The 25,012-nt window shown below is 60.5% G+C and carries 18 protein-coding genes; 11 read left to right on the top strand and 7 right to left on the bottom strand.

Features of this window, described 5'->3' with window-relative positions:
- Positions 1-63 precede the first annotated feature (63 nt).
- The 3 genes from J3R75_RS13585 to leuS form a co-directional block, all read right to left on the bottom strand.
- Positions 64-2,124 (bottom strand): alpha-amylase family glycosyl hydrolase, encoded by a 2,061-nt coding sequence (locus J3R75_RS13585; RefSeq protein WP_307262428.1) that lies wholly within the window; start codon positions 2,122-2,124, stop codon positions 64-66.
- A gap of 393 nt (positions 2,125-2,517) precedes the next feature.
- Positions 2,518-3,234 carry a type II secretion system protein gene (locus tag J3R75_RS13580; RefSeq protein WP_370882370.1) on the bottom strand — a complete coding sequence of 239 codons (717 nt, stop codon included), beginning with the start codon at positions 3,232-3,234 and terminating at the stop codon, positions 2,518-2,520.
- 839 nt (positions 3,235-4,073) lie between these two features.
- Positions 4,074-6,665, bottom strand: coding sequence for a leucine--tRNA ligase (gene leuS / locus J3R75_RS13570; RefSeq protein ID WP_307262425.1), 2,592 nt, complete (start codon positions 6,663-6,665; stop codon positions 4,074-4,076).
- Between the two features lie 236 nt (positions 6,666-6,901).
- Here leuS and J3R75_RS13565 point away from each other — a divergent pair, with 236 nt between their 5' ends.
- The 8 genes from J3R75_RS13565 to J3R75_RS13530 all read left to right on the top strand — a co-directional run bounded on the left by J3R75_RS13565 (position 6,902) and on the right by J3R75_RS13530 (position 17,262).
- On the top strand, positions 6,902-8,056 hold the full coding sequence (locus J3R75_RS13565; protein WP_307262424.1) for a hypothetical protein: 1,155 nt from the start codon (positions 6,902-6,904) through the stop codon (positions 8,054-8,056).
- Between the two features lie 51 nt (positions 8,057-8,107).
- A complete protein-coding gene (locus J3R75_RS13560; RefSeq protein WP_307262421.1) occupies positions 8,108-9,253 on the top strand; it encodes a sodium ion-translocating decarboxylase subunit beta in 1,146 nt (381 codons plus the stop codon).
- 48 nt (positions 9,254-9,301) lie between these two features.
- Entirely contained in the window at positions 9,302-10,189 is an 888-nt protein-coding gene (locus J3R75_RS13555; protein WP_307262419.1) for a ribokinase, read from the top strand.
- 141 nt (positions 10,190-10,330) lie between these two features.
- The gene (locus tag J3R75_RS13550; RefSeq protein ID WP_307262416.1) at positions 10,331-11,353 is read left to right on the top strand and encodes a glycoside hydrolase family protein; all 1,023 of its coding nucleotides are present in this window, start codon (positions 10,331-10,333) and stop codon (positions 11,351-11,353) included.
- Between the two features lie 64 nt (positions 11,354-11,417).
- On the top strand, positions 11,418-14,210 hold the full coding sequence (locus tag J3R75_RS13545) for a hsp70 family protein (protein ID WP_307262414.1): 2,793 nt from the start codon (positions 11,418-11,420) through the stop codon (positions 14,208-14,210).
- Positions 14,211-14,224: 14 nt separating this feature from the next.
- Positions 14,225-15,550, top strand: a complete 1,326-nt coding sequence (locus J3R75_RS13540) for an FAD-dependent oxidoreductase (RefSeq protein WP_307262411.1) — start codon at positions 14,225-14,227, stop codon at positions 15,548-15,550.
- 16 nt (positions 15,551-15,566) lie between these two features.
- Positions 15,567-16,268 carry an HAD hydrolase-like protein gene (locus J3R75_RS13535; protein WP_307262408.1) on the top strand — a complete coding sequence of 234 codons (702 nt, stop codon included), beginning with the start codon at positions 15,567-15,569 and terminating at the stop codon, positions 16,266-16,268.
- A 253-nt stretch (positions 16,269-16,521) separates the two neighbouring features.
- On the top strand, positions 16,522-17,262 hold the full coding sequence (locus tag J3R75_RS13530) for a TlyA family RNA methyltransferase (RefSeq protein ID WP_307262406.1): 741 nt from the start codon (positions 16,522-16,524) through the stop codon (positions 17,260-17,262).
- 1,357 nt (positions 17,263-18,619) lie between these two features.
- Here the strand turns inward: J3R75_RS13530 and J3R75_RS13525 are convergent.
- Complete coding sequence (locus J3R75_RS13525) at positions 18,620-18,745, bottom strand: hypothetical protein (protein ID WP_307262402.1); 126 nt, start codon at positions 18,743-18,745, stop codon at positions 18,620-18,622.
- Positions 18,746-19,878: 1,133 nt separating this feature from the next.
- On the opposite strand from J3R75_RS13525, the gene J3R75_RS13515 reads away from it, so the two are divergent.
- Positions 19,879-20,199 carry a transposase gene (locus J3R75_RS13515; RefSeq protein WP_307262399.1) on the top strand — a complete coding sequence of 107 codons (321 nt, stop codon included), beginning with the start codon at positions 19,879-19,881 and terminating at the stop codon, positions 20,197-20,199.
- The gene (locus J3R75_RS13510; protein ID WP_307262397.1) at positions 20,196-21,113 is read left to right on the top strand and encodes an IS3 family transposase; all 918 of its coding nucleotides are present in this window, start codon (positions 20,196-20,198) and stop codon (positions 21,111-21,113) included. Before J3R75_RS13515 ends, J3R75_RS13510 begins: the two co-directional genes overlap by 4 nt.
- On the opposite strand, the gene J3R75_RS13505 is transcribed toward J3R75_RS13510, so the two are convergent.
- The 3 genes from J3R75_RS13505 to J3R75_RS13495 form a co-directional block, all read right to left on the bottom strand.
- Positions 21,039-21,989: a hypothetical protein gene (locus tag J3R75_RS13505; protein ID WP_307262394.1), complete on the bottom strand. Its 951-nt coding sequence runs from the start codon at positions 21,987-21,989 to the stop codon at positions 21,039-21,041. The two genes, J3R75_RS13510 and J3R75_RS13505, sit on opposite strands and share 75 nt — an antisense overlap.
- A gap of 138 nt (positions 21,990-22,127) precedes the next feature.
- Positions 22,128-22,649, bottom strand: coding sequence for a DUF6788 family protein (locus J3R75_RS13500; protein ID WP_307262389.1), 522 nt, complete (start codon positions 22,647-22,649; stop codon positions 22,128-22,130).
- Between the two features lie 245 nt (positions 22,650-22,894).
- Positions 22,895-23,281 carry a hypothetical protein gene (locus J3R75_RS13495; RefSeq protein ID WP_307262386.1) on the bottom strand — a complete coding sequence of 129 codons (387 nt, stop codon included), beginning with the start codon at positions 23,279-23,281 and terminating at the stop codon, positions 22,895-22,897.
- On the opposite strand from J3R75_RS13495, the gene J3R75_RS13490 reads away from it, so the two are divergent.
- On the top strand, positions 23,189-25,000 hold the full coding sequence (locus J3R75_RS13490; protein WP_307265535.1) for an ankyrin repeat domain-containing protein: 1,812 nt from the start codon (positions 23,189-23,191) through the stop codon (positions 24,998-25,000). The genes J3R75_RS13495 and J3R75_RS13490 overlap by 93 nt on opposite strands.
- Positions 25,001-25,012: the final 12 nt, after the last annotated feature.

Raw genomic sequence — 25,012 nt, 5'->3', positions numbered from 1 at the left:
CGCGCATCCGGCGCCATGTTGCATGAAGGTACGCCTGCCAGCTTAGGTCGGCCGGCAGACAGGTCATTCCCCGTCGTCGATTCTCTCCAGCACAATGGCGACGCGACACGGCACGTAAACGCGCAGCCAGTAGTCGCGGCAATCACCATTGCGGACTGCGCAGGCCACATGGCACTGCTCGGCAGGCAATCGCCCGAGACCGCCAAAGGCCGCCGCGTCGCTGTCAAGAACCTGCCGGTAGTGGCCGGACAAACAGACAAAACCGTAGTCTGCCTGGGACTGCCATGGGTGGAAATTGAAGACGAAGACCAGTCCGGCTCGTTCGAAAACGATGATTTTGGCCAAATCGTCCAGTTTGAGCAGCTGGGGGCGGCAGGCAAAAAAATCCGGCCGCTGGCCGCATGCGGCCAGCATCGCCCGGTCGAATTCGCCTAGGCCGTGGTAGCGCAGCGACTGGTCATCGCGCAAATGCCACTGGCGGCGGGCGTAGTTATAGGACCAGCCATTGCCATCGCGGGGAAAATCGATCCATTCGGGATGGCCGAATTCGTTGCCCATGAAGTTGAGGTAGCCGTGGGCGGCGCTGGCGATGGTGGCGAGCCTCGCCAGCTTATGGAGCGCGCAGCCCCGCTCGACACTGATGTCCTGCGAGCCGCAGTGCATGGCGTCGAACATGCCTTTGCCAATGAGTTTGAAAATGAAACTCTGGCCACCGACCAGCGCCTGGTCGTGGCATTCGAGGTAGCTGAGGGTGCGCTCGTCTTGCCGGCGATTGACCAGCTCATGCCACAGGCCGTTCATGCTCCAATGCTCGTCGGGCTGATCGCTGAGCTTGAACCAGTAGTCGGTGACGCCCATGGCCAGGCGGTAGTCAAATCCGCAGCCGCCCTGCTCCACCGGCGATGCCAGGCCCGGCATGCCGCTGACATCCTCGGCGATGGTCCACGCGTCCGGTCGAATTTCGTGCACGAGCTCGTTGGCCAGCGCCAGATAGGCGAAGGCCTCCCAATCGCTGTTATCATCAAAATAGTTACCGTAGCCGCTGAAACTGCGTCCCAGGCCGTGATCGCGGTAGAGCATGCTGGTGACGCCGTCAAAGCGGAAGCCATCGACGTGGTACTCATCCAGCCAGAAGCGACAGTTGCCAAGCAGGAAGCGGCAGACGTCGTCCTTGCTGTAGTCAAAGCAGAGCGAATCCCAGGCGGGATGTTCGCCGCGGGGGCCATCGTGGAAGTACTGCCAGCGGGTGCCGTCCTGCCGCCCCAGACCCTCACCTTCATTACGCACAGCATGCGAATGGACCAAGTCCATGATCACCCGCAGCCCCAGGCCGTGGGCGGTATCAACCAGCTCCTTGAACTCGTCCGGCGTCCCAAAAAGATCGCAGACCGCAAAAAAATTGGCCACGTGGTAGCCGAAGGACCCATAGTACGGATGCTGCTGCACCGCCATGAGCTGCACGGTGTTGTAGCCGGCCGCCGCAATGCGCGGCAGTATGGCCGCCGTAAATTCCTGAAAGCTGCCAATGCCGGCCTTCTCCTGCGCCATGCCCACATGGGCCTCGTATATCAATGGCGATGCCAGGCGCGGCGAACGGTGCCGCCACGCGTAGGGCTCCTCCGGCGACCACAGCTGGGCATTGAAAAGGACGTCCGAGCGCGACAAGTCGCTCGTGCTACGGACTACCCGCCGCGCACCCGCCGGTATGCGCACCCCGCCGCCGCCCGGCCAGGTCACCGCCAGGCGATACTGATCGCGGTGCGCCATGGCTCCCAACGGAAATTCACCGTACCAGTCGCCATTCTCTTCCCGCCGAAGCTGGTATGCCGGCGTGGCCGTCCAGCCATTGAATTCGCCCACCAGCGCCACCGCCGTGGCATTGGGCAGCCACTCCCGGAAACGCCAGCCATCGCCCTCCCGATGCAAGCCGTAGCGGTCAGGCCACGCGGCCGCAGCCGATAAGCTCCCACCACCACAGAGCGACCGCCGCCGCGCGGCCACAAAATCGCTCCGCCGGGCAATCTCGCCCAGATAGGGCCGGAGCCACGGATCGGCGCCAAAATCACCGGGGTCGTTACTGATGCGACAATGTTGCGCTGCTTGGGGTGTGGTTGTGCTTGACATAGGTGAAATCAATGTAACCACCGCCAGCAGCCAATACAAGATAACACACCCACACACCACAAAATCGGCGCGAGGCTCCCCCTGTAAGACACGGAACTATGGACACGCTGTCCACTCTGTCCACGCTGTCCACTCTGTCCACTCTGTCCACGCTGTCCACTCTGTCCACGCTGTCCACGCTGTCCACGCTGTCCACTCTGTCCACGCTGTCCACGCTGTCCACTCTGTCCACGCTGTCCACGCTGTCCACGCTGTCCACGCCACGCTTGTCCGCAGGTCACATTTTCCCTCCAAAGACGCCGGCCCGACTGGCAAGGCGCTCCACACAAACAAAAACGCCCGGGCAATTCGCCCGGGCTAAAACACTTGGATCAATTCTGCTTCACGCAGGCATTATGGCACCCACTGGCCGTATTCCCAACGCACCTTGCTCATGAAGAAATTCCCCGAGTAAGATATTTGAAGGACAGGCGCGTAATGCTCAATACCATCTTTGTTCTTCTTGACATGAAAAAAGCAACTGACAATAGGAAAGACTGTCGGGTCGTAAGGGCCGCCAGGATCATCGGGATGTGCTTTTTTCGCATCCTGATTGCCGTACCTAAGTTGAAACTCCTTACAATCAGCGATTGTAGGCGACTCTTCTTCCGAAGTCCCGAACCACGAACCCGCAACGCCCTCCGAGCTGCCATTGTTCATCTGATACAAGTAGCTCACATGAGGGACTTGATTTTTCTCAGTGCCCACATTGGGATCGTGCTCTACTCCTTTGTTTCCCTCAATTTCGTAAAATTTCTTTGCCAAATCATTGTCGTATGGATGTGGGTCAGATTTTGAACTTGTATCCTTATCCATTGGACACTGATAGACCTTTTTGGTATTGATGTAATCCGGATAAAGATTGGATATCCAAGGTGGAAACTTGCCTCTGTTATCGCTCTTAAACATCTCAATGCCGAGACTGATCTGCTTAAGCTGGTTCATACATTCCGTCTGGCGGGCCTTTTCGCGGGCCTTGCCCAATGCGGGCATGAGCATCGCCGCCAGGATGGCGATGATGCCAATGACGACCAACAATTCGATTAGGGTAAAGGTGCGATATTTCTGCATGGCTACCAAATCTCGTTTTTGTGTTCTTGCCTCGGCTCTGTGTGGCGGCCCTCGCCTCCAGCCCCGTCTCAGCATACAAACGCATCAACGGCGAAAATTATTGATTTATCAGAAAGCGACGGTCACTTTTCTGATAGCATGCCCTTTTGCGCGCCTTCGCGTGAGACACAAACATTCGCGCCTTCCACCCGGCGGCGTGGCTTGGCCGCGCAGCGGCAAGACACGACGCCAAAATCTGCGTTAATCTGCGTAATCTGCGGATAAAAAAGTCTTCTTCGCGCCTTCGCGCCTTCGCGTGAGAAAAAAATACCCTCGCGGCAAGCCGCGAGGCACTGGACGCCCGCCCCTACAAATTCGCGTCTTCGAGCCTTCCACCCGGCGGCGTGAATTGCCGCGCAGCGGCAAGACACGACGCCAAAATCTGCGTTAATCTGCGTAATCTGTGGATAAAAAAAAGGGCGGACACATAGGTCCGCCCCTACGCCGCGCCTTCGCGCCTTCCACCCGGCGGCGTGAATTGCCGCGCAGCGGCAAGACACGACGCCAAAATCTGCGTTAATCTGCGTAATCTGCGGATAAAAAAATCCCCTTCGCGCCTTCGCGCCTTCCACCCGGCGGCGTGAATTGCCGCGCAGCGGCAAGACACGACGCCAAAATCTGCGTTAATCTGCGTAATCTGTGGATAAAAAAATCCCCTTCGCGCCTTCGCGCCTTCCACCCGGCGGCGTGAATTGCCGCGCAGCGGCAAGACACGACGCCAAAATCTGCGTTAATCTGCGTAATCTGTGGATAAAAAAATCCCCTTCGCGAAGGAAGGGGATATAGCAGGGAGCCGCGGGTTATTTCACCACGACATTGATCAGCCTGCCGGGCACGGCGATGGTCTTAACGACCGTCTTGCCGGCGATTTGCGCCTGCACCTCGGCGTTGGCTAACGCCAGTTCGCACATCGCGGCCTGATCGGCTTCAGCGGGCACGGCCATGCGCACGCGCGGCTTGCCATTGATCTGCACCACGATTTCCACGCTATCGACCTTGAGCTTTGCCTCGTCACACTGTGGCCATGGCTCATACGCCAGCGTCGTGTCATGCCCCAGACGCTGCCAGAGCTCCTCAGCGATATGCGGCGCCAGCGGGCTGATCAGAAGCACCATCGTCTCCATGGCCCGGCGATTGCGCTTGGGCGCGCGACCGAACTCATTGACCGCGATCATCAGCTGACTGATGGCCGTGTTGTAGCTCAAATTGTCGATGTCCTCACTGACCTTCTTGATTGTCTGGTGCAGCAGCCGTTCGCCGTCGCGGTCCATCGGCTCGTCGCCGATTTCGGCGCAGAGCCCGCCATGTTCGGCGTCGATAATCATCTTCCAGAAGCGGAAGAGGAAGCGGTACACGCCTTCGACGCCCTCGGTATTCCATGGCTTGACCTCGCGCAGCGGCCCCATGAACATCTCGTAGAGCCGGAAACTGTCAGCGCCGTAGCGCTTGACGATCTCGTCGGGATTGACCACGTTTTTAAGCGACTTGGACATTTTCGCCGGCAGCATGGTGAGTTCTTCGCCGGTTTCCTTGTGGAAGTACTTGCCGTCGCGATTGTCGACGAGGTCGTTGGGCACGAGTGCGCCGCGGCCGTCCTTGTAGGAAATGCCGAGGATCATGCCTTGGTGAATGAGGCGTTTCCATGGTTCCGGATGGCTCACGTAGCCGAGATCGTAAAGCACCTTGTGCCAGAAGCGCGAGTAGAGCAAATGCAGGACGGCGTGCTCAGCGCCGCCGACGTAGAGGTCCACCGGCATCCAGTACTTCTCTTTTTCGGGGTCCCACGCGGCCTGGTCGTTATGCGGATCGATATAGCGCAGGTAGTACCAGCAGGAGCCGGCCCACTGCGGCATGGTATTGGTCTCGCGCTTGCCGGTCTGGCCGGTGGCGGGATCGCGGTAGTTCAGCCAGTCCTTCGCGCGCGCCAGCGGCGGCTCGCCGTCCGGCGTGGGCTTGTAGTCGTCCATCTCAGGCAACAGCACGGGCAACTGGCTGTCATCGACCAGCTTCACGCTGCCATCGGCCATGTGTGCCAGCGGAAAGGGCTCGCCCCAGTAACGCTGACGCGAAAACAGCCAGTCGCGCAGGCGGTAATTCACCGTCGCCTTGCCGATGCCCTTGCCTTCAAGCCAGTCACTGATGCGCTTCTTGGCGTCATCTACCGCCAGCCCATCCAGAGCGACCTCGCTGTTGGCGGATTGGAAAAGCGTCCCGTCGCCGGTCCAGCAGGCACGACCCGCGAGGACATCGTCCAGCGCTACGCCAGCCGCCGCGCAGTCCTTCTCCGACGGCTTGAGAATGCATACTATCGGCAGGCCAAATTTGCTGGCAAACTCGAAGTCGCGAGTGTCATGAGCCGGCACGGCCATGATCGCACCCGTGCCGTAGCTGATCAACACGTAGTCCGATATCCAAATGGGTATCTGCTGGCCATTGACCGGATTGATCGCATAGGCGCCAGTGAATTCGCCGCTCTTGTTCTTGTTCAGCTCCGTGCGGTCCAGGTCGGACTTGCTGCGGCTGGCCTCCACGTAGGCCATGACCGCGTCCTTGCGCTCGGAACTCACCAGCTTGGCCACCAGCGGATGCTCGGGCGCCAGCACCATGTAGGTCGCGCCAAACAGCGTATCCGGACGCGTAGTATAGACGCGGATGCGCTCGTCCCGGCCGGCGACTGCGAAGTCCACTTCGGCGCCAGTGGACTTGCCAATCCAGTTACGCTGCATTTCCTTGGTGCCCTCGGGCCAGTCCAGACCGTCAATGCCTTCCAGAAGCTTCTCGGCGTACTCGGTAATTTTGAGCACCCACTGTCGCACGGGCTTGCGGATCACCGGGTAATTGCCCACCTCCGAACGGCCGTTGATGACTTCTTCATTGGCCAGCACGGTCCCCAGTTCCGGGCACCAGTTCACTGGCTGCTCCGACTGATAGGCCAAGCCCTGCTTGTACAGCTGGCTGAAAATCCATTGCGTCCATTTGTAATAGCCCGGGTCGGTCGTGTTGATCTCCCGATCCCAGTCAAAGCTGAAACCGAAGGCCTCCAGCTGCCGACGGAACACCGTGATATTCTTGGCCGTGGTCACCGCCGGATGCGTCCCGGTCTTGACCGCGTACTGCTCAGCCGGCAGGCCAAAGGCGTCCCAGCCCATGGTATGCAGCACGTTGTAGCCCTTCATGCGCTTGTAACGGCACCAGATGTCCGACGCGGTATAGCCCTCGGGATGGCCGACATGCAAACCGGCGCCAGACGGATAGGGAAACATGTCAAGAACGTAGAGCTTCTCGCGGCTGCGGTCGCAATCCACCGCCTTGAAGGTCTTGTGCTGTTTCCAATAGTCCTGCCATTTTGCCTCGATCACGGCAGGATCGTACTGTTTTGTCCGCTCGGCCATGAAGCCATCTCCTGTTAACTGAATGCATTGAGTACGCAAAGACGCTGAGAAAAACGCCTAATATAGCCCACGCCGCCGCAAAGAATATCCGCCCACAGGCAATTTCCCGGTGTCATGGCAGGAGTCCATTCACGCCATTATATTGAGTCGTTGGCGCACCCAAAAAGTGCCGTGCCGCAGTAAACCGCGTCAGGCACGGCCTTCCTCCTTTCACCCTAGCCCAATATTTTATCGTCATGGCCACGAAAAACAGCCCCCAATCCTTCATGTCCTTCAGCACCATATTGTTGCTATTGACGGGTCTGGTGGCCATATACGACTTCGCCCAAATACACGTCATGGTCAAACGGGCCAGAACTCTGCACGACAATCTCGGCCACTTCGTCGCGGCCCAGGCCCGTCTGGCCATCAGTCAGCAGCAGCTGGCAAACATCAGTACCACCGACACCGCCGCCACCGCCACCGCCACCATGGGTATCTGCGACGCCCTGCAGGACGACATCGAGCAGTTCCGCCAGGACCTCAGTTTCCTCAGCGACGAAAATACCGACAAGGACCTCGACAACTACGCCCGAGCCCTCGCCGAATTGCGCGACCCCGGCACGGCGCCAAACCCCGCGCCGCGCCAGCAGCGCCTCACAGCGGTCCTTGCCGCCCGCAACGCCCTGCACATGGACTTTACCAACGGCATCAACGCTCAGGAACAGCAGCTCAAGGAACTCAACGCGACGATGCTCAAGACCATCACCCGCGCCGTATGGCTGGTCATCACCTGCGTCAGTATCGGCATGGTCTTTGCCATGAAAGGGCATCACCGCCTGCAGAACATCCTCATCCGTCCCATCAGCAAAATGACGCTCACCCTGGAGTCCATCATCAAGGATGAACCCCAGGCGCACCACCTGCCCATTCAGCACGACCCCCTGCTCAATGACCTGACCGACCGCATCAATAATCTGATCGACAAACAACAGGTTGAGCTGGACAAGAGTCGCCAGCAACTCCACTCCCTGCAACAAGCCGCCCTCACCCTCGTGAACGTACTGCCCCGACCGGCCATCCTCTTTGCCGGCCAACACGAAATCTTCGTCGCCAACAAACACGCCTGGGATATGATCGCCGGCGAAGGCGGCAAGAGCCTCCTGGCACATATGCAGGAAGCCATCGCCAAGGGCGAGGACCACTTCCAGTCCCACGGCCTCCACTTCCGCCTCAATACCCTCAACCCCGCCAACGACGACGCGCCGGCGTGGCTCAAACTCGTCGAAATCGGCCCCGGCGAAGAAGCCAAAGACGACACTGTCAACGGTGACAACGCGCCCAGCGGCGACGGCGCCAAGGCCGCCACCGGCAAAAACAACGGCACTGCCACCAAATCCACTCTGAACTAGTACCATAGCAAGCATATTACCCATTAAGAAAGAAACGGAGCATCCGCTGTCATGGAAGAGTTGTTAGAAGGTTTCATCGGCCTTACCTGGGGCAAGCTTGCCATGTTCGCCATTGGCCTGGCCCTAATCTGGGCGGCCATCAAGAAGCAGTACGAACCCATGCTGCTGCTGCCCATCGGCTTCGGAGCAATCTTGGCGAACATCCCCGGCTCATCGGCGGTCGGCGAGCACGGCGTGCTGACTTACCTCATGAAGAACGGCATCGAAAACGAGCTCTTCCCGGTGCTGATCTTTGTCGCCGTCGGCGCCATGATTGACTTCGGGCCCCTGCTGAGCCGACCGTTCATGCTCTGCTACGGCTTTGCCGCGCAGATCGGCATTGTCATCACCATGGTCGCGGCGCGCATGCTGGGCTTTGACCTCGGCGCGGCCACGGCCATTGGCAACATCGGCGCCGCCGACGGCCCGATGGCCATCGTGGTGTCGGCGCGTCTCGCGCCGCAGCTGCTGGGCCCCATCTCGGTCGCAGCCTATTCCTATATGGCGCTGGTACCGCTGATCCAGCCGCCGGTGATCCGCCTAATGACCACCAAGGCCGAGCGGACCATGCGCATGCCCTACCGCGGCACCGAGATATCCCGCCGCACCCGCATTCTCTTCCCGATCATCGTCACTATCATCGCCAGCCTGGTCGCACCAATCTGCACCGCGCTGGTCGGTATGCTGATGTTCGGCAACCTCATCCGCGAATGCGGCGTGCTGGAACGCCTGTCCAAATCCGCACAGAATGAACTGGCCAATCTGGTCACGTTGCTGCTGGGCATCACCATCGGCTCGACCATGGTGGCCGACCGCTTCCTCACCCGCGACACGCTCTTCATCATGCTTATGGGACTGATCGCTTTCGTCTTCGACACCGCCGGCGGCGTGCTTTTCGCCAAAGTCGCCAATATCTTCTTGAAGGACAAAGTCAATCCCATGGTCGGCGCGGCGGGCATATCGGCATTCCCGATGTCCGCGCGTGTCGTCCAAAAAATCGCGCAGGAGGAAGATCCCGGCAACGTAATTCTGCCGCACACGATTGCGGCCAATGTCGCCGGCCAGATCGGCTCGGTCTTCGTCGGCGGCCTGCTCCTGGCCATCGCCACCTGGATGATCGCCAATAACATCGACCTGCCCGTGCCCGTGCTGTTCTAAGAAAAACCGTCAGCATATTCACAGTCACACAGAGGGAAGGACCCCGCCATGAAAATCATTAACTTCGGCTCATTGAATGTGGATAATGTCTATCAGGTCCCCAGCATTGTCCGCCCCGGCGAAACCCTCGCGGCTAAGTCACTGATGATCAACCCCGGCGGTAAAGGTGCAAACCAGTCTGTCGCCTTGGCCCGCGCCGGCGCCCACGTCTGGCAGGCCGGCATGGTCGGACAGGACAGCGAATGGTTGAAAGAGTCACTGGCCAAGCAAGGCGTCGACGTCCGCCACGTCATCATCTCACCGAACAGCCACGGCGGCCATGCCATCATTCAAGTCGATGACGACGGCCAGAACAGCATCGTCATCTATGGCGGCGCCAACCAGGAAATACCCACCAGCCACATCGGCGTGGTCCTCGCTGACGCCCACCCCGGCGACTGGCTGACCCTGCAAAATGAAATCAATCTCACCCCCGAACTGATGAAGGCCGGCAAAGCCGCCGGCATGAACATCTGCTTCAACCCCGCACCCATGACCGACTCCGTGCGCGATTACCCGCTGGACTGCGTCGATCTCTTCATCGTCAATGAAATCGAAGCAGCCGAGCTGGCAGCGCGCTCGACCACGGTCGATATGGAAGACATCATCCGCGAACTGGCCGAGCTCTTCTCCGATAGCATGATCTGCGTCACGCTCGGCGAAGACGGCGCGCTCTTCTGGTCGGCAGCGACCGACCTGCTTCGCCAGCCCGCTTTCGCCACCCGCGTGGTCGACACCACGGCCGCGGGCGATACCTTCGTGGGCTATTTCCTCCACGAGATCAGCCGGGGCACGCCCCCCGCCGAAGCCATGGCCTTCGCTTGCAAGGCCGCAGCTATCACCGTCAGCCGCCCCGGCGCCAGTCAGTCCATTCCCACCCGCGACGAGGTGAAGTAATCCCCGCTGCTACACCACGACCGAACTCTGACCAGGGGAAAAGACAAACACTCAGACCGCACAAACCTGTCCACTTTGTCCACTGTGTCCACTGTGCTTTGCGCACATAAGCCGCATTCTTCCCCCATGGAGCCCCCGCTCATGAGTTCATTTTCATCGCGCTTTCGCCCAACGCCTGTCAACAGCGGCTTTCGTCAGGACGGCTATTGGGTCTGGTGCGGCTCGGCTCTAGCCGAGCCGGGCCGCGGCTATCACCTCTACGCCGCGCGCTGGCCGAAAACCCACAGCATGTTCGAAGGCTACATCTTCCTCTCCGAGATCGTGCACGCCTTTTCGCCGACCCTGCTGGGCCCATACCGCTTTGTCGATCGCGTTCTTCCCGGCGGCGACGCCTCGCGCTGGGATGGCCGCATGGCCCACAACCCCACTGTGCACGCCTATGGCGGCCGCTACCTGCTCTATTACATCGCCAGCACCTACGACGGCCCGGCCCCCAACCGCGAAGAGGCCATCAGCGACCAACGCCGCCGCAACCAGGTCTACCAGAACATCAAAATCGGCCTGGCCATTGCTGACAGCCCAGATGGCCCCTGGCAAAACCTCGACGCGCCCATCCTGCTGCCCCGCCCCGGCCGCTGGGACAGCCAGATCGTCACCAACCCCGCGCCATGCGTGTTGCCCGACGGCCGCATCTTCCTCTATTACCGCTCCAACACCCCGCAGGGCCTGCGCATCGGCTTGGCCGTCGCCCAGCGCCCCGAAGGACCCTACGAACGCGTGCAGGACGAGCCCGTGCTCCAGGGCTTCAATGTCGAAGACCCATACGTCTGGCATAACGGCCGGCATTTCGAAATGATCGCCAAGGACATCACCGGCGATATCTGCGGCGAAATCTTCGCTGGCGCCCACTTTCACTCCGACGACGGCATTTCCTGGCGGCCGGCGCCCTCGCCTCGCGCCTATTCGCGCCTGGTCAGCTACGACGACGGCTCGCAAGCCCAACTCGGTTGCTTGGAACGCCCTCAGCTGCTCTTCAGCCCCGACGGCGAACCGCAGGCGTTCTTCGCCGCTGCCGCCGACGGCCCCGGCAGTTTCCGCAAGGCCGCCAACACCTGGAATATCGCCATACCCATGGCACCAGCCGCGCCAAACTGCCCGCATTGAGCGCCCCCAGCGCATCTTTCCGCCCCGACCTGATCACCGTTTTGCAGGAATTCACCACCGTACTATGAGCAACAGCGCCGCCGCCACGGATTTTCTCAGCCGCTACATCATTGGTATCGACCTCGGCACCACCAACTGCTCCGTTCATTTTGTCGACAGCGAAGCCGAGCAACCCCACATCACGCCCTTTCCCGTCGTCCAGCTCACGGCCGCCGGCGAGTGGTCGCCCGAAGCTCTGCTGCCATCCTTCTGCTACCTGCCGGGCGAAAGCGAACTACCGCCAAAGGCCCTCGATCTGCCATGGGCAAAAAATCCGCCCCACGCCGTCGGACGTTTTGCCCGCGACCAAGGCGCACTGGTGCCCGAACGGCTGGTCTTTTCCGCCAAGTCCTGGCTGGCCCACGCCGGCGTCGACCGCCTCAAGCCCATTCTCCCCTGGGGCGGCGAACTCGGCCCGCAAATGCGCTCGCCCGTCCAGGCATCCGCCGCCTACCTCCAGCACATCTGTCGAGCCTGGGATCATCAGCACGGCAAAAACCGCGACCGCGACGGCAATCCCTGCCTCATCGCCGACCAGCAGATCATCGTCACTGTCCCGGCGTCTTTCGATGAAAGCGCCCGCGAACTTACCCTCCGCGCCGCCAAAGAAGCCGGCATGAAGCACATCACTCTCATCGAAGAACCCCTCGCCGCCTTCTACGCCTGGCTCGACAGCCACCAGCAGTCATGGCAGAAAAACCTCGCCGCCGGCGACGCCGTGCTCGTCATGGACGTCGGCGGCGGCACCACCGACTTCACCCTCGTGCGCATCGAAAAAGACGCCGTCATCCGCCGCCACGCCGTCGGCGACCACCTGCTACTCGGCGGCGATAATATGGACATGGCCCTCGCCCGCCAGGCCGAAAGCGCCTGGAAGACCCGCCTGCCCCAACGCCAGTGGTCCATGCTCTGCCAGGAATGCCGCCGCGCCAAAGAAAAACTCCTCGCCGACGACGCGCCCGACAGCATCGTCGTGCAACTGGCAGCGCCAGGCAGCGCCGTCCTCGCCGGCATGAAAACACACCGTTTCGCCCGTGAGGACGTCCGCAAACTCGTCAGCGACGGCTTCTTCCCAGCGCTGCCGGTAGACAGCCCGCCGCCGGAACGGCGCCAGGGCATCCAGGAACTGGGCCTGCCCTACGCGGCAGACGCCGCCGTCACCCGGCACCTGCTGCACTTCCTCAAGCACGCCGGCGAAGAAGCCGGTCAGGTGGCCCGCCCCACGCATATCCTCTTCAACGGCGGCGTCATGATTCCCAGCGCCGTCCGCGAACGCGTCCGCGCCATTGTCGGCGGCTGGCAGGGACGCGACACCGTACCCGAGCTCGCCGGCACCGACTTCAGCCTCGCGGTGTCACAGGGCGCTGCCTACTACGGCATGGTCCGCCGCGGCCAGGGCATCCGTGTCAAAGGCGGCATCGCCCGCGCCTACTACCTGCAGGTCGAACAGCAGGGCCACCCACAGCTCATCTGCGTCATGCCCCGCGATACTGACGAAGGCCAGGTCCGCCGCCTCCCCGAGCCCGTGTTCCAGCTGCGCGCGAACCAGCCCGTGTCCTTCCCGCTCTTCGCCAGCGCCACCCGCCTCCACGACCAACTCGGCGACCGCGTCGACGACTTTGCCGAAATCAGCGCCCTGCCACCACTCCAAGCCGTGATGAAATACGGCAAGGGCAGCGAACACACCCTCCTCTCGGTGGTCCTGTCAGCCTGCCTCAATGAACTCGGTACGCTCGATCTCTGGTGCGAAGCCGTCGATAGCAGCCACCGCTTCCCCCTCGCTTTCGATCTGCGCGGCAACAGCACGCCCGACGACGCCACGGCTGCACCGCGCGGCGTCACCGTCGCCGAAGAACGCATCGCCGCCGCCATGCAGGAACTCCAGCGCGGCTTCGCCGGCGCCCCCACCGCGCTCAGCGCCGTCACCAAAGCCATGGAAAATGCCCTCGACATCCCCCGCGCTGATTGGAACGCCGCACTCTGCCGACGCATCGCCGACGAGCTGCTCCGCAACCACGCCTGGCGCACCACAACCGCCCAGCACGAGGCGCGCTGGCTGAACCTCCTCGGCTTCTGTCTCCGCCCAGGCTTCGGCGTCGCTGGCGACGACTGGCGCCTCCGCGAATGCTGGAAGCTGTGGCTCCAAGGCCCCGCCGCCGCCAAAAATGCGCAGATACAAGCCGACTGGTGGATCTGCTGGCGGCGCATCGCGCCGGGCTTGCGCAGTGGCCAGCAGGACCAGATCGCCGGCGCGATCACCCGCGCCGTCGTCAGCAAAGACGAAAAGAATGCCGTGCACAAAGGCCAGCCGGCCGGCTTGGAGCAATGGCGCTGTCTGGCGGCCCTTGAGCACCTCAGCGCCCAAAGCAAGCTGCGGCTGCTGCAGGTCCTCCTGCAAAACAGCGGCCGCTGGCCCGAGCCCTTCTTCTGGATCATCGCCCGCCTGGCGGCACGCCGGCCCTTCCACGGCCCGCAGAACGCCGTCGTCCCAGCCGGCAAATGGGAGCCGCTGCTACCAGAATTGCTTAGCCGCGCCCATCGTGACAACGGCTGCCGCCCCGCGCTCTTCGCCATCGCCAACAGCTGCCGCCTCACCGGCATCCGCGGCATCGACCTTGGCGCCGCCGCCCGCAAACAAGCCACAGCATTCCTCGACAAGCACCAGGCACCCGCCGAATGGCTCGCCATGCTCAATGACATCCAGGCGCAGCACGAACCGTCACGCGCATTCCAAACCGAACTCATGGGCGATGAATTGCCGCTGGGACTGGTCATCAACAACCCCGGCACCGACGATACAAGCAGCACCCAATCCTGAAGGAGCAACCCGCCATGGCCGTCATCTACCAGAAAGAACTCGCCATCAAGCACCGCTGCGATGTCTGCGTGGTCGGCGCCGGCCCGGCCGGCATCGCCGCCGCTATCGCCGCCGCCAGGCAGGGCCAGTCCGTCATGCTCTTCGAGTCCCTGGCCATGCCCGGCGGCATGAGCACCGCCGCACTCGTGCCCGTGCTCATGCCCTGGACTGACGGCGACAACGTCCTCTGCGGCGGCATCGGCAAGGAAATCATCGACCGCGCACAAGCCACCGGCGCCATGCGCGGCGGCGCCATCTACGCCGAACGCCTCAAACGCCTCTACGAAGACATGCTCCTCGAAGCCGGCGTCGTCATCAGCTATACCACCAAACTTATCGACGTCATCATGCGCGACAAGCACATCGACCTGGCGATTTTCAACGCCAAAAGCGGCACCTTCGCCGTCAAAGCCCAGCGCTATGTGGACGCCAGCGGCGACGGCGATCTGGCCGTCATGGCCGGCGCACCATACGAAATCGGTGACGCACAGGGCCGCATGATGCCCGGCACGCTCTGCAGTCTCTGGGCCGGCGTCGACTGGCACGAATTCCGCCTCGGCGGCGCCTTCAGCCATAACGACGATAATATGCTCGCGCTGCTCAGAAAGGCCGTCGCCGACGGCATGCTCTCCCAGGACGACTACCACCTCACCGGCATGACCAAGACTTCCGACAATGTCGTCACCGGCAACCTCAGCCACTGCTTCGGCATTAATCCCCTCGACGAGCTGTCCATGACCGCCAAGCTCATCGAAAACCGTCGGGTCTGCGCCGAGTACGAACGCTTCTTCCGCACCTCTATCCGCGGTTTCGCCAACGCCGAAATCGCCGCCACCGGCGCCGTCATGGGCGTGCGCGAAAGCCGCCGCATTACCGGCGACTACGTCCTCAACGCCGACGATTACCAGAAACGCGCCACCTTCCCAGACGAAATCGGCCGCTACAACTTCGGCATCGACATCCATCCCGCCGAGCCCGGCGGCGATGCGTCCTTGGCCGAGCACAAAAAACAGTACATCGGCCAGCATTACCGCCGCGGTGAAAGCTACGGCATACCCTACCGCGTCCTCTGCCCGCAACAGGTCGAAAACGTCCTCTGCGCCGGCCGCTGCGTCAGCACCGACCGCGCCGTCATGGCATCTCTGCGCGTCATCCCCGGCTGCTGGATCACCGGCATGGCCGCCGGCACCGCCGCCGCCATGAGCATCGCCCAGGACTGCACGCCACGGGCGCTGCCCGCGCGCACCCTCCAGCAGCAACTCAAACGCGACGGCGCCTTCCTGCCCAATTTCAACGTCTGAAGAAAGTCCCCGCCTCATGATACTCAATCACGTCTTTTTCGATTTGGACGGCACGCTCTCTGACCCACAACTGGGCATCTGCAGCTGCATCCAATACGCCCTGCGCAAAATGGGCCAGCAGCACATCCCCGAACGCCACGAGCTCCACTGGTGCATCGGCCCGGCACTCCGCGAAAGCTTCCGCACCCTCCTCGGCGAACAGGCCGGCGACGACGACGCGGAACAGGCCGTCGCCTTCTACCGCGAACGCTTCGCCGATATCGGCCTCTTCGAAAATGAGCTCTACGCCGGCATCCCCGAAGCCCTCGCCGCCCTTCAACGCGATGGCCGTCGGCTCTACCTGGTCACGGCCAAACCCATCGTCTTCGCCGAACGCATCATCTCCCACTTCGCCCTGCGCACCTTCTTCCAATCACTCTACGGCAGCGAGCTCAATGGCGCCTTCACCGACAAGGCCCTCCTCACCGCCGAAGTCCTCCGCCGCGAAGGCATCGCACCCGCCACCGCCGTCTTCGTCGGCGACCGCCGCTACGACATCGCAGCCGCCCACGACAACGGCATGCCCTGCGTCGCCGTTTCCTACGGCTACGGCACCGGCGACGAAATCGCCCAGGCCGCTCCCGACGCCATCGCCGATACCCCCGCTGACATCCCCACCGCCATCCGCACCCTCGAACAACACCTGCAACAAAACCACACTATCGACACAACACACTGATCGCCCCCGACATCGCAATCGCAAATGAAAACGAAATAGATCACGCTTGCCCAATTTTCTGCTTCCCTGCGCATAACGCATCACGCTAAGCCCCCACCCCGAATCTCCCCCGCAACCTCTCCCCCGCAACCTCTCCCCCGCAACCTCTCCCCCGCAACCTCTCCCCCGCAACCTCTCCCCCGCAACCTCTCCCCCGCAACCTCTCCCCCGCAACCTCGCCCCCGCAACCTCTCCCCCCTCCCACTACCCCGCCATGAGTAAAATCCGCGCCGACCAACGCCTCGTCGAATGCGGCCTCTGTGAGAGCCGCAGCGCCGCCCAGCAACTCATCAAAGACCAACGCGTCGCTTTCGCCGACAGCGCCCAGCCCCTGCGCAAACCCGGCCAAATGGTCGCTGATGACGCGCAATTCACACTCGACGACCAGCCACGCTTCGTCAGCCGTGGTGCCGGCAAGCTCCTCGCCGCTATCACCGCTTTCACCCCGGACATCGCCGGCAAGGTCGCCCTCGACATCGGCGCCTCCACCGGCGGCTTCACCGACGTCCTCCTCACCTATGGCGCCAACAAGGTCTACGCCGTCGACGTCGGTACCGCCCAGCTTCACGCAAAGCTCCGTCAGGACCCACGCGTCATATCCATCGAACAGACCAACGCCCGCGACCTCAACCGCGACCTCATCCCAGACCCCATCGCCGTCCTCGTCGCCGACGTGTCATTCATCTCGCTGACCAAGATCCTCCCCGCCTGCGTCCCCCTCCTCGCCCCCGCCGCCTGGATCATGGTCCTCGTCAAACCACAGTTCGAGGCCGAACCGCGCGATATCGGCAAAGGCGGCGTCGTCCGCGACGACGCCGTCCGCCAACGCGCCATCCAAAGCGTCGTCGCCTGCGCCCAGCTCCAGTGCCACTGGCAGCCCATCGGCGTCATCCCCTCGCCCGTCATCGGCCCCAAAGGCAACCAGGAGTACCTCGCCGTCTTCAGAAACCCCTGATCCACCCGATCCACCCGATCCACCCGATCAGACCGATCAGACCGATCGTCAATCGGATCCGTCCGATCCGTCCGATCCGTCCGATCCGTCCGCGACAAAAGACAGACGATCCGTCTGATCCGTCCGATCCGTCCGATCCGTCCGCGATAAACGACAGAAAATCAGACCGATCAGACCGATCATCAATCCGATCCGTCTGATCCGTCCGATCCGTCCGATCCGTCCGCGATAAACGACAGCCGACCCGCCAGATTCGGCCCGGTTGGCCGTACCATGTATAATCCAAGGTGAGGTACCCGCAGGGCCCCACACCCACAAAACGTCACGCCGCTCCGGCCAATCCGTCGGCTAAAAAAGAAAATTGCCGCGAAGCGGCCGAAGCGCTGAAAGCGCGAAACATACCAGCCCAGGGCAAGCGACGCCAAAGGCGGAGCGTCGCCCTGGGTAAGGCGCCATTTTTGCTCGTGTTCCTCGGCCTCTTTGGCTTCAGTCGGCGAAGCTGACTGGAGCCAAAGAGGCAATGGAACCCATTGTAACGTCTTCACCGTCTTGTACCTTGCGTCTTCAGCAGTGTTATTTTACGTTGCCCTCTCAGGGCTCTCATTTCGGGCGGGGCCCCTACCCAGGGCGGCGCGCCCTACGGGCGCTTGCCCTGGGCTATCTTAGATCGCGCCTTCGGCGCTGAAAACAAAAGGCCGCAGTACCGGCTATTATCCATCACTCCTATGTTACATGACCGGATAACCTCGGACAAATCACGTCGTCAGGTCGGCCAAGTTCGGCCCGGAGGGCCGTACCATGCATAACCCCGGGTGAGGCGCCCGGAGGGCGCCGCAACCCGGGGTATGACAGCAACTTGGAATTGCGCCCGGAGGGCGCCACATTGGCAAGGCTAGTCGCTTCCAACGATGCCAGAACGAGGCGTGTCGTGCCTACATTATCAATCACTCCTATGTTACATGACCGGATAACCTCGGACAAATCACGTCGTCAGGTCGGCCAAGTTCGGCCCGGAGGGCCGTACCATGCATAACCCCGGGTGAGGCGCCCGGAGGGCGCCGCAACCCGGGGTATGACAGCAACTTGGAATTGCGCCCGGAGGGCGCCACATTGGCAAGGCTAGTCGCTTCCAACGATGCCAGAACGAGGCGTGTCGTGCCTACATTATCAATCACTCCTATGTTACATAACCGGATAACCGGGGAATGGGGAGCAGGCTAAAGCCTGAACTACATACGCCGCCGCCTACCCAAGGAGCATGTAACCTGCAAATTGTCCCCGGTGTTTTCCCCACCGGGATGGTTACTCCTATGAAACCGATGCTCTGCATTTAACGGTATCCATGGCACTTGTTGTTTCAACCAAGCAGCCTTTTCTCGTCGTGCATTTCCGCCGCGAAGCGGCAGAAGCGCTGAAAGCGCGGCCAAAGATAGCCCAGGGCAAGCGGCGCCGAAGGCGCGCGCCGCCCTGGGTAGCGCGCCATATTGGTCCGTGTTCCTCAGCCTCTTTGGCTTCAGTCGGCGAAGCTGACTGGAGCCAAAGAGGCAATGGAACTCATTAATTGCTGCGGCAATTTTGCGCTGTGACCCTTCGTCGCAGGTCTTTTAGGCCGCCCCTTCAGGGCTCTCTTGGGATGGGGCACCTTACCCAGGGCGACGCGCCCTGCGGGCGCTTGCCCTGGGCTATCTTAGGGCGCACCTTCGGCGCTGAAAACAAAAGGCCGCAGTACCGGCTATTATCCATCACTCCTATGTTACATGACCGGATAACCTCGGACAAATCACGTCGTCAGGTCGGCCAAGTTCGGCCCGGAGGGCCGTACCATGCATAACCCCGGGTGAGGCGCCCGGAGGGCGCCGCAACCCGGGGTATGACAGCAACTTGGAATTGCGCCCGGAGGGCGCCACATTGGCAAGGCTAGTCGCTTCCAACGATGCCAGAACGAGGCGTGTCGTGCCTACATTATCAATCACTCCTATGTTACATAACCGGATAACCGGGGAATGGGGAGCAGGCTAAAGCCTGAACTACATACGCCGCCGCCTACCCAAGGAGCATGTAACCTGCAAATTGTCCCCGGTGTTTTCCCCACCGGGATGGTTACTGACCGATTACCGCTTCGCGGGTTAGTCATGACCTTTTTGTTTGACTTCGCTGCAATCGACGACATTTTATGCCCGTGCGAAGGCGCACTCCGGGAGGGGGACGACCGATCAACAGTTTCCTTGCCCGTTTTCGCCTTGAGTAGTCATGGCATTTTGTGGGCGACATGCCTGACACCGCAATGCGCTTGGGTGCAATTCCCAAAAGTGGGTAACGCCTATGCAGCCAGGCCATTGAGTAAATCGGCGTAGAACATGCTCCAGTTGTTGGTTTTAAGCTGACACCTCAGGTGGAGTGCCGCTTCCGCGTTCTCCTGCTTCCAGAACATGCCCGCACCTTTGATTCTCAGGTTCACGATTCTGCGCACGGCGCTTTCAATCGCTCCTGAGCCAATCGGCTGCTTCTCTCTGCTGAGCTTGGCATAGTCGATTGCCTATAGTGGACCCCGAAAATTGGACAAGGCGATAAGTGTGAAAGACATTATCCTCAGCCCAACCCAAGGAGGTCTCCCGGATGAACAAGAAGAAGCGCAGTTTTACGCCTGAATTCAAAGCCAAAGTCGCTATTGCCGCCCTCAAAGAGGACAAGACGCTGGTGGAGCTTGCCAGTACCTTTGGCGTGCATGTGAACCAGATCAGTCAATGGAAAGAGCAGTTGCGCGCGTCCTCAGCCGACGCCTTCATCAGTGACGCTCAGCGCCGCCGCCTGGACAAAGAGTCCAAAATCAGCGAAGCCGCTGTTTATGAGGAAGTTGGTCGTCTTCGCGTTGAACTGTCCTGGTTAAAAAAAAAGTCGATGCAGTTGGGGCTGTCCGAGAACGAGGTGAGCTTATGAAGGGGGAGCAGTCCGAACCGCAGCTGCCTCTGACACGCAAATGCGAGTTGCTTGGCGTACCCCGTTCCAGCTTTTACGAGCAGCGCATCAAAGCCTCAACCATGCTTTCCGCCGCGGACGAGACGTTGGTATTCGAGATTGACCGTATCTATACGAAGACGCCTTTTTACGGCAGCAGACGGATCACGGCTCAGCTCCAGCGCGAAGGCTATGTGGTCAATCGCAAGCATGTTCAGCGCCTGATGCGCATCATGGGCATCATGGGCATTGCTCCCGGAATCATGACCAGCAAGCCCCACCCGGAACACCAAGTCTACCCCTACCTGCTCAAAAACCTCGTCGTGACGCGTCCGAACCAGGTCTGGAGCACTGACATCACCTACCTCCCACACGCGCCCGGCACCATGTATATGGTTGCCATCATCGACTGGTACAGCCGCAAGGTGCTCGCCTACCGTTGCTCGAACACAATGAATGCCGACTTCTGCGTGGCCGCTTTGGAGGATGCTTTCAGGGAGCACGGGAAGCCGGATATCTTCAACACCGATCAGGGCAGTCAGTTCACCTCGGATGCCTTCATTGCCGCCCTGAAGGCGCGCGATGTCGCCATCAGCATGGATGGCCGGGGGCGGGCCTTCGACAACATCTTCATTGAGCGGTTCTGGCGCAGCCTCAAGTACGAGTGGCTGTACCTGCACTCGTTCAAGGATGTTTTCAGCATGAAAGCCAGTTTGGCCAACTACATAGACTTTTACAACCAACGCCGCCTGCACGAGGCCCTCGGCTACCAGACGCCGGACGAATGGCACACTTCCGCCCCCTGCGGGGCGGACTTCAATTTAGGGCTGCTCAGCCGCTCTCCTGCGGAGATGCGGCCTGCGGCTTCGCAGCCAAATGCCTGCGTGAATCCATGAGCCCACTGATAATTCGTTCGTTTTTGTCCTTGACTTGGGGTCCACTTCAGCCGACATGTTGGTCTTGAAATACGCATATTCCCGCCTGATGACCGCATTGCCACGCCGCCGTGATTTCGCCAGTTCAGCCAGGAACACTGCGGGAGGAGCCTTCTTGAGCAGTTTTTTCATGTTGTCGAGCCACGCGCGCTTCTCGATCAGGCTTGCAAACGTCTTAGCCTCCGCGACGCGTGCAAGATGCTCGACCGCGTGGTAGTAGTCAAGGCAGGTTGACACGCGCGCTCTGTCGATGCCGACTTCTTCGATAATCTGGTCAATCCTGTTCCATATCCATTTTGCGCCGTCGCCCAGGAACGTGATTGATTTCGCGTTCTGCGCGCCCATCGCCCTGAGCTCCGCTACCAGCAGCCGAGTGATGTCCTCCGGGCCGCCGATGGTGCCGTCGCAGCGTTCAAGTCCCTTGCGCATTTTCCGGCCCCCGGCGTCCAGTTCGTAGATGATGAACAGCTTCGGTTCACGCCAGTCGGCGACATAGGTATGATAGCCCTTGGCGGTCTTGCGCCCGCGCTTGTTCGTTCGTATGAGGACGCGCCCCCCGTCCATGGCGACCGCGAGTCTTTTTCCATCGGCCTCGTTGCTCACACGAAGACAAGCGAGCCGTCGTTCCCTCGCTTTCAGGGAAGCATGACCGACAGCCCGGCTGATCGTGCCGACGCGCTTGGCCGAAATGTCCCGGCCCCGTAAGCGCAACGCATTGGACGCCTCTTCGTAGGAGTCTCGCAGCCCTTCCAGCGTGACATCCTCGCACAAAGCAGGCGAAGCGCCGGCAAGGACGCCTAACAAAAGCAAAGCGGGAAACCTGCCTGTGCCCGCCACGCCGCGTCTACCCGTGCCGCGCTTGCGCCCGCGACGCTTCTCTTTTACGGGCAGATAGTAGGCCCCGGTAATCGAGGTATACTTCCCATGCTTGAGCTGAATGCTGGTCAGCCTTTGCCCGTGGTACCGGAGTTTTTTTTAGCGGGCCTTTCTATTCGGACGTCTCCCACCGTCTTTTGCAGCACCTCCGCCACGATGTCGTCCATCGCCTGTCCCAACAGGCGATCCGGTGTGTTTTCCGCTTCCTTGAAGGTCTTCGCCGACGGACTCCGGTTGAATGTTTTCAGCGCCTGGACGATCTCGGCTTTGCGTTCGAGAAGCTTTTTTTCCACCAGGGCGTTCAGTTCTTCGTCCGTCATTCCCATTTTCCTTGATCTCCTTGATGTTGAGTTCAGTCAGTTCCTCGATGATTGCCCATGCGCGCTCATACATGGCCACGGCACGCTCAAACGCTTTTTCCTCGGACGGCTTCACATACTGGATCTTGTTTTTCGAACCAGCTGAAGACCGCGACAGGTAGCAGAACGGATGCTGCTTGCCTTTCGCGCATTCGCATTGCGCGCGCCCGCACTTGCGCGTCGCATGGACAATCGATCCGCGCACCAGACCACACAGCTTCACCAGTTCCTTTGCCAAATCGCGTTGCTTTTCCATCGCCATCGTCGTAACTCCTTGTATATATGCGGTTTAGCATACCATACAACGACAACAAAAAAAAGCAAGTCGAGTACTTGCAAAAAAAATGGGGGGGGGGGGGTAATGTTTGCCCCATCGCGCAATGACCCACTTTTGGGAATTGCACCCGCCCAAACTGCGGCCAAAGCTACACCTTCCTGGAAAACCAGGCGGGAACGCAATTTGCCTGCCTGGAGTGCGGCGACAAATTCATCATCACCGCGCCACAGTCACCCCCCGCACCGTCTACGCCCGAACACTCGCCCGAAGCCGCTATTCATCAAACAGGCCTGAATGCCGGTCTCGCTGTCCGTCAGCCGCAGCCACCGGAAACCACAACGACAGCAGCGACGGCAACTACGAGTAAGAAACAGCGCTTTCCCATCGCCTATAGCCTTGGTGCACTGGGCGTTATCATTCTTCTGCTGGCAATAGGGTTCCTGGCATCCGGCCCGGCATCGTCCCCTGCCGGCGACAGTCAACCTGCGGTTCAGCAAGCCCTCTTCGCTGAAGCGCTCAATCACATCAGCAACAACGACGACGTCAGTCTGGCCAAAATACTGCGAAAAATAGATGCCAGTGCCGTAGACAGCCAGGGCCTCACGCTGCTGATTCATGCCGTGCGCAGCCAGAAATACGATCTGGTCAATATCATCCTCAAGGCCGGCGCAAATATCGACCAGCTTGATAGCCATGGCCAAAGCGCACTATTCCACGCCGTCAAGGCCAATGACGCCGATATGACCAGGTTCCTGCTCAGCAAGAACGCCGATGTCAACGCCCGAGATGGCGATGCCGACTCATGCGTCGGCGTCGCCGCTGAAGCCGGCTACGAGGACATCATTGAGCTTTTAGTCAATCACGCCCAAAGCCTGAATGAACCGCCACATAAACAAAAAGCGGTTTTCCGGGCCATCGCCAATAAGCACGACAACTGCGCCAAGTTGCTGTTACGAAAAGGCGACATCGACATCAAGGACCAGGACGGCAATACGCCTCTCGCCATCGCAATCACCGCTGAAAACAGCATTCTTGCACGCTATCTACTCGCCCAGGGGGCAAGCCCAAACGCACGTAACCAGGCCGGCGAGACGCCCGTGTTCCTCGCTATGCAACGTGGCAACCGTGAACTGATTTCGCTCTTTCCCCCTTCTGCGATCAACTTGGACGACGCCAACGCAGCCGGAGTGACCATCCCCATGCTCTGCGCCCAGGCCGGAGACATCCAGCGCTTAACACAATCACTCACCGACAACAATCGCCCCCGCCGTGATCACAATGGCCGCAATGTCCTGTTTTATGCTGCGACGGCCTCCCAAAGTAGCGTCGATATGCTTGACTATCTCCTGAAACAACACATCGAACTGGCTAGCCCAACCTTCACCGCCTCGCCACTCTATGGCGCCCTAACCCATGGCAATCATGAAAGCGCTATGCATCTGTTGGACGCCGGCTGCCCATTCACTGGCCAAGACGATGCCGGCAATAACCTGCTGATGCTGGCCGCAGGGGCCGGAAACCTCTACCTAGCACAAACTCTGCTGGAAAAGGGTATCAATCTGCTGGCAATGAACAACGAGCAACAAACCGCCTTGAGCATCGCCTCCAGCCGCGGACACCAAGCCGTCGCCGACTTCCTCCGGGCCACCGGCGAAAAACAAATCCTCGATCTCGTCCGCCAAACCGCCAAACACTACCCAACGACCTACACCGAATACCAGGAACTGATGAGCCAATTCGACCAACTGGAAAAAATGGCCCAGGGCTACGACGACGCGCTTGCGACTATCACCAAAACGCGCCAAGGCATTACCGGCCGCGAAGTCGCCCGACAAACCGACGTCGTCAATATCGCCCTCAACAGCGTTTCCGACGACACCCCGCCGCAGAACGCCATCACCACCCTCGAAAACGCCATCGCCTCCTGCCCACTAGCCAACAACCTCAATAACGCCAAGTACGTGGTCAGACAGCTGCAGGAAAAACAACGCGCCCTTCTCGAAAGACTGAAGCGTGCGCAAGAACAGCGCGCACGAATCGCCGCCATGTCCAAAACCGAACGCGAAAAGGAAGTCGACAACCTCATCAACAATTGGCTCGGCGATATGAGAATCGGCAGAGAAACCTCCCACTACTGGTTATACCCATCGTTGAGTGAGACCTTGTTCAGCGTCCAAAACTGGGAAATCCTCGACTACGGCAGCACTTACGAACGGGTCACCGTCATCGTCTCGTCTTCAACAAAGGGCGGCCTACCCATCCGTGTCTCGTGGATCGTCAGACTCACCCGAAACGATGACGCCGAACTCAAAATCAGCCTACTGAGCAAGATGTAACGACGTTCCTTC

It is taken from the genome of Oligosphaera ethanolica, from assembly GCF_030814695.1.
GTDB lineage: Bacteria > Verrucomicrobiota > Lentisphaeria > Oligosphaerales > Oligosphaeraceae > Oligosphaera > Oligosphaera ethanolica.
This window is presented reverse-complemented; position numbering and strand designations above follow the sequence as displayed.

Bases quoted from the DNA above. Each gene is read 5' to 3' on its own strand.
- J3R75_RS13585 (WP_307262428.1), bottom strand. From the start codon at position 2,124: ATGTCAAGCACAACCACACCCCAAGCAGCGCAACATTGTCGCATCAGT.
- J3R75_RS13580 (WP_370882370.1), bottom strand. From the start codon at position 3,234: ATGCAGAAATATCGCACCTTTACCCTAATCGAATTGTTGGTCGTCATT.
- leuS (WP_307262425.1), bottom strand. From the start codon at position 6,665: ATGGCCGAGCGGACAAAACAGTACGATCCTGCCGTGATCGAGGCAAAA.
- J3R75_RS13565 (WP_307262424.1), top strand. From the start codon at position 6,902: ATGGCCACGAAAAACAGCCCCCAATCCTTCATGTCCTTCAGCACCATA.
- J3R75_RS13560 (WP_307262421.1), top strand. From the start codon at position 8,108: ATGGAAGAGTTGTTAGAAGGTTTCATCGGCCTTACCTGGGGCAAGCTT.
- J3R75_RS13555 (WP_307262419.1), top strand. From the start codon at position 9,302: ATGAAAATCATTAACTTCGGCTCATTGAATGTGGATAATGTCTATCAG.
- J3R75_RS13550 (WP_307262416.1), top strand. From the start codon at position 10,331: ATGAGTTCATTTTCATCGCGCTTTCGCCCAACGCCTGTCAACAGCGGC.
- J3R75_RS13545 (WP_307262414.1), top strand. From the start codon at position 11,418: ATGAGCAACAGCGCCGCCGCCACGGATTTTCTCAGCCGCTACATCATT.
- J3R75_RS13540 (WP_307262411.1), top strand. From the start codon at position 14,225: ATGGCCGTCATCTACCAGAAAGAACTCGCCATCAAGCACCGCTGCGAT.
- J3R75_RS13535 (WP_307262408.1), top strand. From the start codon at position 15,567: ATGATACTCAATCACGTCTTTTTCGATTTGGACGGCACGCTCTCTGAC.
- J3R75_RS13530 (WP_307262406.1), top strand. From the start codon at position 16,522: ATGAGTAAAATCCGCGCCGACCAACGCCTCGTCGAATGCGGCCTCTGT.
- J3R75_RS13525 (WP_307262402.1), bottom strand. From the start codon at position 18,745: ATGGCGCGCTACCCAGGGCGGCGCGCGCCTTCGGCGCCGCTTGCCCTG.
- J3R75_RS13515 (WP_307262399.1), top strand. From the start codon at position 19,879: ATGAACAAGAAGAAGCGCAGTTTTACGCCTGAATTCAAAGCCAAAGTC.
- J3R75_RS13510 (WP_307262397.1), top strand. From the start codon at position 20,196: ATGAAGGGGGAGCAGTCCGAACCGCAGCTGCCTCTGACACGCAAATGC.
- J3R75_RS13500 (WP_307262389.1), bottom strand. From the start codon at position 22,649: ATGGCGATGGAAAAGCAACGCGATTTGGCAAAGGAACTGGTGAAGCTG.
- J3R75_RS13495 (WP_307262386.1), bottom strand. From the start codon at position 23,281: ATGAATCAGCAGCGTGAGGCCCTGGCTGTCTACGGCACTGGCATCTAT.